Genomic DNA, 7,671 nt, shown 5'->3' with positions numbered 1-7,671 from the left:
GCGTTCCCACGCTCTGCGTGGGAATGCCTCCTGTGACGCTCCGCGTCACGACTTCTGGAGCGGGACGCGGAGCGTCCGGGGCGGCGTTCCCACGCGGAGCGTAGGAACGATCAACAGCTGTCCTATCGGCAGACGGCGGCCTTGTTCGACATCCGTAAGTTCGACATCATCGGTCTCTGGGAACGCCGCTTTGATGAGGGCGGTTTGCCGATCGTTCCCACGCTCTGCGTGGGAATGCATCCTGTGACGCTCCGCGTCACGACTTCTGGAGCGGGACGCGGAGCGTCCGGGGCGGCGTTCCCACGCGGAGCGTGGGAACGATCACGCTTACACCGCCTGCAACCGGCTGGAACGAAAATCCTTGGGCGATACCTCAAACTGCTTCTTGAACGAGCGGCTGAAATGCGCCGAGTCGGTAAAGCCCCATTTGTAGGCAATCGAGGTAATCGACTCACTGCGCAGAAACGGGTTGGTCAAGTCATCCGCACTGCGCTTGAGCCGTGCGCGCTGGATATAGCGGCAGACGCTGTCGTCCTGTTCTTCAAACAAACGGTACAGGTGCCGCACCGAGATATTCAGGCGGTTGGCCAGGCCGATCGGGCTCAGGCCTGGCTGGCTCAGCGACTCATCAATGACCTTTTGCACATAGCTGCGTAGGTTATTGCCCTGTAACGAGGCCACGCCTTCGCGGCACTCATCGCCCTGCTCCAACGCCGAACCCAACAGCGAGACGAACGCCGCTTGCAGCGCTTCCACTTGCGTGGCGTCTTCGTCGGTATCGTCCTTGCACAATTGGTCCATCAGCACATGCAGCATGCGCCCACAGGCTTTGGTCGAGGAGATCTTGCCGAAGGCCCGCGCCTGGCCACCCAGGTGCTTGCACACCGCAGTGCGCGGCAAGGACAGCGAGGCGTGTTCGATCAGGCCGAAGGGGGTAATTTCGATGGCGCCCACCGAGTCCATCAACAGCATTTCGCCGGGGGCCAGTTGTACGGTCTGGTCGTTCTGGGTGATTTGCGAATAGCCGCTGCGCTGGCTGACCAGGAAACATTCCTGGTCGTTGTCATGGTCGGCGTGGTGCATCGGGCGCTTGATCAGCCCGGCATTGGTGCGCAGGATGGCCAGGCCACGCGACAGGTTGTGGATCTCGCCGATAAACAGCGAACGGTTGAAAGCCAACTCGGTATCGAAGTGGCCGCACGCGGCGCGCAGTTCGCGGTTCCAGCTGTCGAGCCCGTCGGGTGCATGCTGTGGGATGCTCATGGGGTGTCTCCGCAGTGGCGTTATTCTTGTTGTTCTGGTGCAATAGTTAACATGTTATCTATATGCACGCAACAACAAACCTGTTTGCCCGTTGCAGAAGCACTAATGGTGCCAATCAGAGACCCGACAGTACCCGCCGCAACCCGGCCAGGGTTGCCAAGAGATGCACGCGTTGCTCGGCGCTCAACGCAATGTAGCGCCGGAACGCCGGCATGCGGTTGACCACCTCGCTGCCACCCATATGCTCCAGGCGCACGCACCATTGCTGGTCGTGCAGCTCGATGCGCAGGCGCTTGAAATCCAGCGGCATCAACGCCTGGAACAACACGCTGTCCGCCTGTAAACGCGCCTGCAATTCACGGCCCAGTGCCTGGTTGCCGGCGCGGCGCCGCACATGAATGCCGCTGCGCCGGATCGCGCCGCCATGGTGCACCTCGAAGCTGCCAGCGCCACCCGCTGCAGCAGGAACGCGCAGGACACATTCGGTCAGCACCAGGTGCATCAACAACTGCGACTCGGTGCGCTCGACAATCTCAAAGGCCACACCGTCCACTTCAAGGGTGGCCAGGCCCAGATCACGCCGCAGATGAGCCAGGGTCACCCCCGGTCGATACCCGCTGGGTGCGCGGTCGGCACGAAACAGCTCAAACAGTTTTTGCCGCAAAGTCGTTATAACCGTCATGGGCAACCCCCGGTTCATGGCTGAATTCCTTGGCCAACACCTCCTCTACGCAGGCGGGCTTGAAGGGGTTGACCTTCTGCACCACCAGGGTCCAGAACAGCGCGTAGGTGGCCGTCACGCCGAGCATCACGCCAAACGGCACGTAGATGTCCGCCGGGTTCATGCCGGGCGGGGTGATAAACCACATGCCCAACAGGATGCCGATGCTGGAGACGATCTGCGGCAGCGGAAACCACGGCGAGCGATAGGCCCGAGGCAAGTCCGGACGCCGAATGCGCAGGATCACCACTGACAAGGTCACCAACAGGTAAGCGAAACTCCACGCGCACACCGCCGCCAGCACCAGGTGCATGATGTTGTCGGTGTTGCCGCCCAGATACAGCGCGTGCAGGCACGGAATCAACATGGCCACCAAGATGCACAATAGCGGCGTCTTGAAACGCGGGTGCAGGTAGGTGAACACCTTGGGCAAGGCGCCATCCACCGCCATACCGTAGAGGATGCGCGGCACGCCGGCCATCAGGGTATTGATGGTCGCAGCGCCAGCGAACAGAAAGCCGATGCCCAGCCACAACGGACCGATCTGCCCCATCACCTGTTCGGCGAACCGGGGGATGGCCATGGGTGTGTCCAACAGGTGAACGCCGGACGCCACATCGAGCACCACGTTCTCCACCTGGCGTTTCATCGCCGCGCCATAGATGAACATGCAGGTGGCCACGCCCATCAGCCCGAGCATCATCGCCCGTGGCATCACCTTGGCCGATTGGCGCAGGTCCGGCGCCAGCGGGGTGACGAACTCGCAGCCCACGAACATGAACATCGCCATGCCCACCAGCGACAGCACGGTGACCAGGTCGGTGCCCACCAGCGACTCACCGAACCAGCCATCCAACTGCACCGCCGGCGCGGCGATCAGCCCCAGTACGCCGAACACCATCAGGGTGGTCCACATGCCGAAGGTCAGGATGATCTCCGCGCGGCCAAATGCGCTGACGCCAAAGGCATTCAGCACACCGAACACCAGCACGAAACCGACGCCCAGCAACCACGAGCCGCCGGCCGACTCTGCCAGGGTATTGAGGTGTTCGAAGTTCACCAGGGCCATGACCCCTGCGAGGATGGTTTCGGCGGTGCCGGCGAACACATGCACGATCAGGTAGGCCGACAAGGTCCCGGTAATCGCAAAGAACCGGCCCATGCCGCAGTTGATGTAGTCGTACACCGAACCGGTGGTGGGCAGTATCGACGCCGCCTCAGCGAAGGTGGTGGCCTGGGCCAGCATCATCACCACGGCAATCAGCATCGCCAGGGCAAACGCACTGCCACCGATGCCAAAGCCCATGGTGGCGGTGAGGATCACCGGGCTGGCCATGATCAGGCCGATAGTGCTGGCCAACGCAGTGGGAAAACCTACCGTGCCCCGGTTGAGGTGTGCGGTGAGTCGGTCGTTGATCGACATGGAGGGGTCCTCGAAGCGGTTTTTTTAATGTGTCGGCACTCTGCGCCCCACTCCCGTTGATCGTCTTGCCCCTGTCTGCCGCCGGTTTTGTTGCTGCCTGCCAGGGCGTGTGGCCTGGCGGCCAGAGTCAATTGCCTGGCACGCAGGGAAAAGACTTGGCCTCATACCGCTCGCCCTAATGCGCCCTCACTCTTAACCAAGATGGGGGCAATAACAATGGAGCACACACTGAAAAACCGCCGCCTGCGCCAGGCGGTCGGCCTGGGCGTGGCACTGCTGGTGGGCCAGGCGCAGGCCATCGAGTTGTATGCCGACGCCGACACCCAGGTCACCGGCAACTTCCTCGCCGTGTACGGTCTGTTCAACAGCCCGAAGAACTACGATGGCCGCAGCGGCGGCTCCACCTGGCGCGAGGCGTTCATCAAGTACGGCCTGAGCGTCGAACAGAGCCTGGGCAACCTGGGCGGCGTGTATGGCACGGCCAACCTGGTGAGTTCCGGTACCTGGGGCGATGGCGATGCGGCAGGGCTCACCAACGGCACCGAGCGCACCACCAAGTTTGACGAGGCCTTCGCCGGCTGGCGGTCTGGCGAGTTGTTGCCAGCGCTGGGCAAGGATGGCCTGGACCTGTCGTTCGGTCGCCAGATCATCATGCTCGGCGACGGTTTTATCCTTAACGACGATGGCCCCAACCTGGGCAATGGCGTGGGCGACGGCGAGTTCAATCGCGGCGGCGCCTACTACATCGCCGCGCGCCATGCCTTCGATAAGACGGCGGTGATTCGCCTGGGCGGCAAGGACGGTGTGCACGGCAGCCTGATGTGGATCAAGTCCGACAACCGCGCCCAGGCCCTTACCGAAATGGCCGCCGGCACCCTGGAATACAGTGCCGCGCCGGGCACCCTGGGGCTGACCTACATTCACGGCATCGACGTGGATGAGCGCTTCGCCACCGACCTGCAGCGCCAGCGCAAAGGCATGAACCTCTACAGCCTGCGCGGCGCCGGCAATGCCGGTATCGACAACGCGCACTTCGCCTTCGAACTGGCGCGCCAAAGCCGTCGCGACGGCCAGGAAAATGCCGGTTACGTCGAAGCCGGCTACACCTTCGCCAACCTGCCGTGGTCGCCGGATCTGACCTACCGCTACGCCCGTTATTCGAAGAACTGGGACGCCATGTTCTCAGGCTTCAACCGTGGCTACGGCACCTGGGTGCAGGGCGAAGTAGCGGGCAACTATTCCGGCCCCTTCAACAGCAACACCGCCGTGCAGCACGTGGCGCTCAAGGTCAAGCCACTGGAGAACGTCACGCTTGGGGCGCTGTTCTTCGACTACAACACCGTCAGTACCCGCGGCCAATTGAACCTCGATGGCCGCGAACTGGACCTGTATGCCGAATGGGCCGTCAACGAGCACCTGATCATCACGCCGCTGCTCGGCCTGTACAAACCGAATAAATCAGCCGAAAACGGCGGCAATCAGGTCGGCGGCAACGGCACCAATGTCTACAGCCAACTGGTGGTCGCCGTGCCGTTCTAAACCGCCTCGGGCGCGCACGGAGGCAGCGCCCGGACCTCAGCATAGGCGCCCTGATGATAGAGCAGCGGCGCACGGCCAAAATCATCAAAGGCCACCACCTTGCCGATCATGATCCAATGGTCGCCGCCGTCCACCTGCTGGTATTTCTCACAGTGAAAACGCGCCGAGCAATCGGCGAACACCGGCGAGCCACCCTCCCCCGGCTCGTATTCGATCAGGGCGAAGCGGTCTTCACGGGGGCGCGCGAAATTGTTGGATAGATGCACCTGGTCCGCCGCCAACACATTCACCGCAAAGTGGCTGGCCTCCTCGAACACCGCATGGCTGTTGGAGCGTTTGTCGATGCTCCACAGCACCAGCGGCGGGTCGAGGGACACCGAGTTGAAACTGTTGGCGGTCACGCCGACCTTGCGCCCGGAGGCGGTGGCGGCGGTGACCACGGTCACGCCAGTGGCAAAATTGCCCAAGGCGCGACGAAAGGCTCGTGGGTCGAATACGTCAGACATGCAAGACTCCCGGGTGGCCTCGATGGGCCGCCCTGATTGTTGTAGGGAAAACGCGGCTACACCATGCTCGGGTCGGGTTCCAGGCCCATCAGCTCACGGCCGAGGATCTGCGCGCACACGTCATAGTCGGTGTAGGCATGGGCGCCGGTCATATGGGAATCGCGGAACAGGCGCTGCATTTCGTTCTGTTCGAACCAGGCATTGCCACCGGCGGCAGCGAACAGCCGGTCTACCGCTTCGATGCACATCTTCGTGGCATAGGCCTGGTTGGTGCGCCAGAACGCCAGGGTTTCTCGCGTTGGGTAGCGGTGGGCGGCGCTGTGTTCGGCGTGGTCTTGCCAGGTCTTCTCCAAAAACGCCCGAGCGGCGGCCACCTGGTGGGTGGACTCGGCCAGGCGCATCAGCGCCGGGGTCGCTGCGCCGACGGCAGCGCCGGTGTAGGCACGTACGCGGTTTTTGGTTTTTTCGCGGAATACCTCCAGCATGCGCTCGGCCACGCCGAGGCTGACGGTGGAGAAGCCACTGGCGAAATACGGCCGATACGGCGCGTAGAAAATCTGGCTGTCAGGGTACAAACCAAAGCCTGCGGACTTGCCTTCCATCATGTCCTTGGCCTTCTGGATCCGGTGCTCGGGCACCCAGGCGTTGTCGATGATCAGGGTCTTGGTGCCGCTGCCTTTCATGCCGGCTGCAAACCAGTCATCGCGGATCTGATAGTCACTGCGCGGTAGCACGGCAAAGCAGTAGTCCTGGGTGCCTTCGGCATTCTGGCGACGGCAGCCGACAATCGCCCATTCGCCATGGTCACAGCCGCTGCTCCAGCCCATCTCGCCACTGAAGTACACGCCGCCCTCGCCCTCGGTCACCCGGCCGAACGGCGCAATACTGCTGCTGGCCGTGGCATCCGGGTTGGCGCCCCAGATTTCCTCCTGCAACTGCGCCGAGAACAGCGCCAGTTGATGGCTGTGGGTGCACAACAAACTCATGGCCCAGGCGGTGCTGGCACAACTGCCGGCGAGCAAGGCGATACAATCGGCGAATTCGGGCAGCGACAGTTCCAGGCCACCGAACACCTTGGGCTGGAAGGCGCGGTGCAGCCCGATGCTCTTGAGCAGCGCGATATTCTCATCCGGCACTTGTCGCAGTTGTTCGGCACGGCTGGCGTTCGCGGCAATGGCAGGCAGAAGAGGCTTGAGGTCTTCGAGGAGCGGGTTTGGCTTTTTCATGGACGGCCCTGCTTATTATTGGAAGTCCGGCAGACGCTCCGAATCGTGGAACGGCGCGGGATGCAGGGCCAGTATCGACCGGCTTGCGCCGGCACAACATGCACGTTCGGCAGGCAAGGTTGTACTTTTCACAGGCACGGCAGGCACAGGCATAAAACCTGGCAGGCACAGTCAAGCCGCGTACCTGCCCGTTGGTTAACCTCGAGTTTTCTTTTGTGAACTGCCAGGAACCTGCCATGAGCGATATCCCGCTGCTGCCTCACGTCGAAGCCTTTTTGCGCCGCCGTCATGGGCTATTCATCGACGGCGCCAGTGTGCGCAGCCACGCCGATGCACGCCTGAGCGTGACCAACCCCGCCACCGGCCAGGTGATCGCCGACGTGGCCGACGCAGACCTGGCGGATATCGACGCCGCGGTGGCTTGCGCCAACCGGGGTTTCCAGTTGTGGTCACAGACCGCACCGGCCATTCGTGGCAACGTACTGCTGAAACTGGCCGACCTGCTGGAACACCACCGCGAAGAACTGGCGCAGATCGAAACCTGCCAGTCGGGCAAGATCATCCAGATTTCCCGCGCCTTTGAGGTCGACCAGGCCGCGCACTTCCTGCGTTACTACGCAGGTTGGGCCACCAAGCTCAGCGGCAAGACCCTCACGCCGTCGCTGCCTTCGTTCAATGGCGAGCGCTACACCGCTTTCACCTTGCGCGAACCGGTAGGCGTGGTGGTAGGCATTGTGCCGTGGAATTTCTCGACCATGATCGCCATCTGGAAGCTGGCTTCTGCGCTGGTGACCGGCTGCAGCATCATCATCAAGCCCAGCGAATTCACGCCGCTAACCCTGCTGCGCATCGCCGAACTGGCCATCGACGCCGGGTTGCCGGCGGGCGTGCTCAACGTGTTGACCGGCGGCGGCCATGTCGGCAAGGGGCTGGTGGAACACCCCGGCACGCACAAGGTGTCGTTCACCGGCTCAGTGCCCACCGGTATTGCGG

Annotated in this window: 6 protein-coding genes and 1 pseudogene; 2 read left to right on the top strand and 5 right to left on the bottom strand. The window is 62.7% G+C overall.

Translation table 11 applies throughout. From position 1 onward, the window contains the following. Positions 1–327: 327 nt before the first annotated feature. From feaR to GIW04_RS25155, 3 genes are all read right to left on the bottom strand, one after another. The gene (feaR, locus tag GIW04_RS25165) at positions 328–1,263 is read right to left on the bottom strand and encodes a transcriptional regulator FeaR (RefSeq protein ID WP_003192409.1); all 936 of its coding nucleotides are present in this window, start codon (positions 1,261–1,263) and stop codon (positions 328–330) included. Positions 1,264–1,378: 115 nt separating this feature from the next. After that, positions 1,379–1,945, bottom strand: a complete 567-nt coding sequence (locus GIW04_RS25160; protein ID WP_032900766.1) for a DUF3156 family protein — start codon at positions 1,943–1,945, stop codon at positions 1,379–1,381. After that, positions 1,908–3,407, bottom strand: coding sequence for an APC family permease (locus GIW04_RS25155; protein WP_057711173.1), 1,500 nt, complete (start codon positions 3,405–3,407; stop codon positions 1,908–1,910). The genes GIW04_RS25160 and GIW04_RS25155 overlap by 38 nt, the downstream gene beginning before the upstream one ends. Before the next feature lie 216 nt (positions 3,408–3,623). Between GIW04_RS25155 and GIW04_RS25150 the strand changes: the two genes are divergently transcribed. Then, positions 3,624–4,946, top strand: coding sequence for a hypothetical protein (locus tag GIW04_RS25150; RefSeq protein ID WP_120248886.1), 1,323 nt, complete (start codon positions 3,624–3,626; stop codon positions 4,944–4,946). A 32-nt stretch (positions 4,947–4,978) separates the two neighbouring features. On the opposite strand, the pseudogene GIW04_RS25145 reads toward GIW04_RS25150, so the two are convergent. Together GIW04_RS25145 and GIW04_RS25140 are read right to left on the bottom strand one after the other, a co-directional pair. After that, a pseudogene (locus tag GIW04_RS25145) lies at positions 4,979–5,452 on the bottom strand (flavin reductase family protein); the annotation flags it as partial. 56 nt (positions 5,453–5,508) lie between these two features. Then, entirely contained in the window at positions 5,509–6,678 is a 1,170-nt protein-coding gene (locus GIW04_RS25140; RefSeq protein ID WP_120248887.1) for a p-hydroxyphenylacetate 3-hydroxylase oxygenase component, read from the bottom strand. A gap of 236 nt (positions 6,679–6,914) precedes the next feature. Between GIW04_RS25140 and GIW04_RS25135 the strand changes: the two genes are divergently transcribed. Continuing rightward, positions 6,915–7,671: aldehyde dehydrogenase family protein (locus GIW04_RS25135; protein WP_236479303.1), on the top strand; the 757-nt coding region annotated here is incomplete at its 3' end.

Origin of the sequence: Pseudomonas sp. PA-4-8C (assembly GCF_021606625.1) — a bacterium.
GTDB lineage: Bacteria > Pseudomonadota > Gammaproteobacteria > Pseudomonadales > Pseudomonadaceae > Aquipseudomonas > Aquipseudomonas lactis.
The sequence above is the reverse complement of the archived record's forward strand: the minus strand, read 5'-3'. Positions and strand labels throughout refer to the sequence as shown.

Excerpts from the sequence above, each read along its gene's own strand:
- GIW04_RS25150 (WP_120248886.1), top strand. The coding sequence starts at position 3,624 with ATGGAGCACACACTGAAAAACCGCCGCCTGCGCCAGGCGGTCGGCCTG.
- GIW04_RS25160 (WP_032900766.1), bottom strand. The coding sequence starts at position 1,945 with ATGACGGTTATAACGACTTTGCGGCAAAAACTGTTTGAGCTGTTTCGT.
- GIW04_RS25155 (WP_057711173.1), bottom strand. The coding sequence starts at position 3,407 with ATGTCGATCAACGACCGACTCACCGCACACCTCAACCGGGGCACGGTA.
- feaR (WP_003192409.1), bottom strand. The coding sequence starts at position 1,263 with ATGAGCATCCCACAGCATGCACCCGACGGGCTCGACAGCTGGAACCGC.
- GIW04_RS25140 (WP_120248887.1), bottom strand. The coding sequence starts at position 6,678 with ATGAAAAAGCCAAACCCGCTCCTCGAAGACCTCAAGCCTCTTCTGCCT.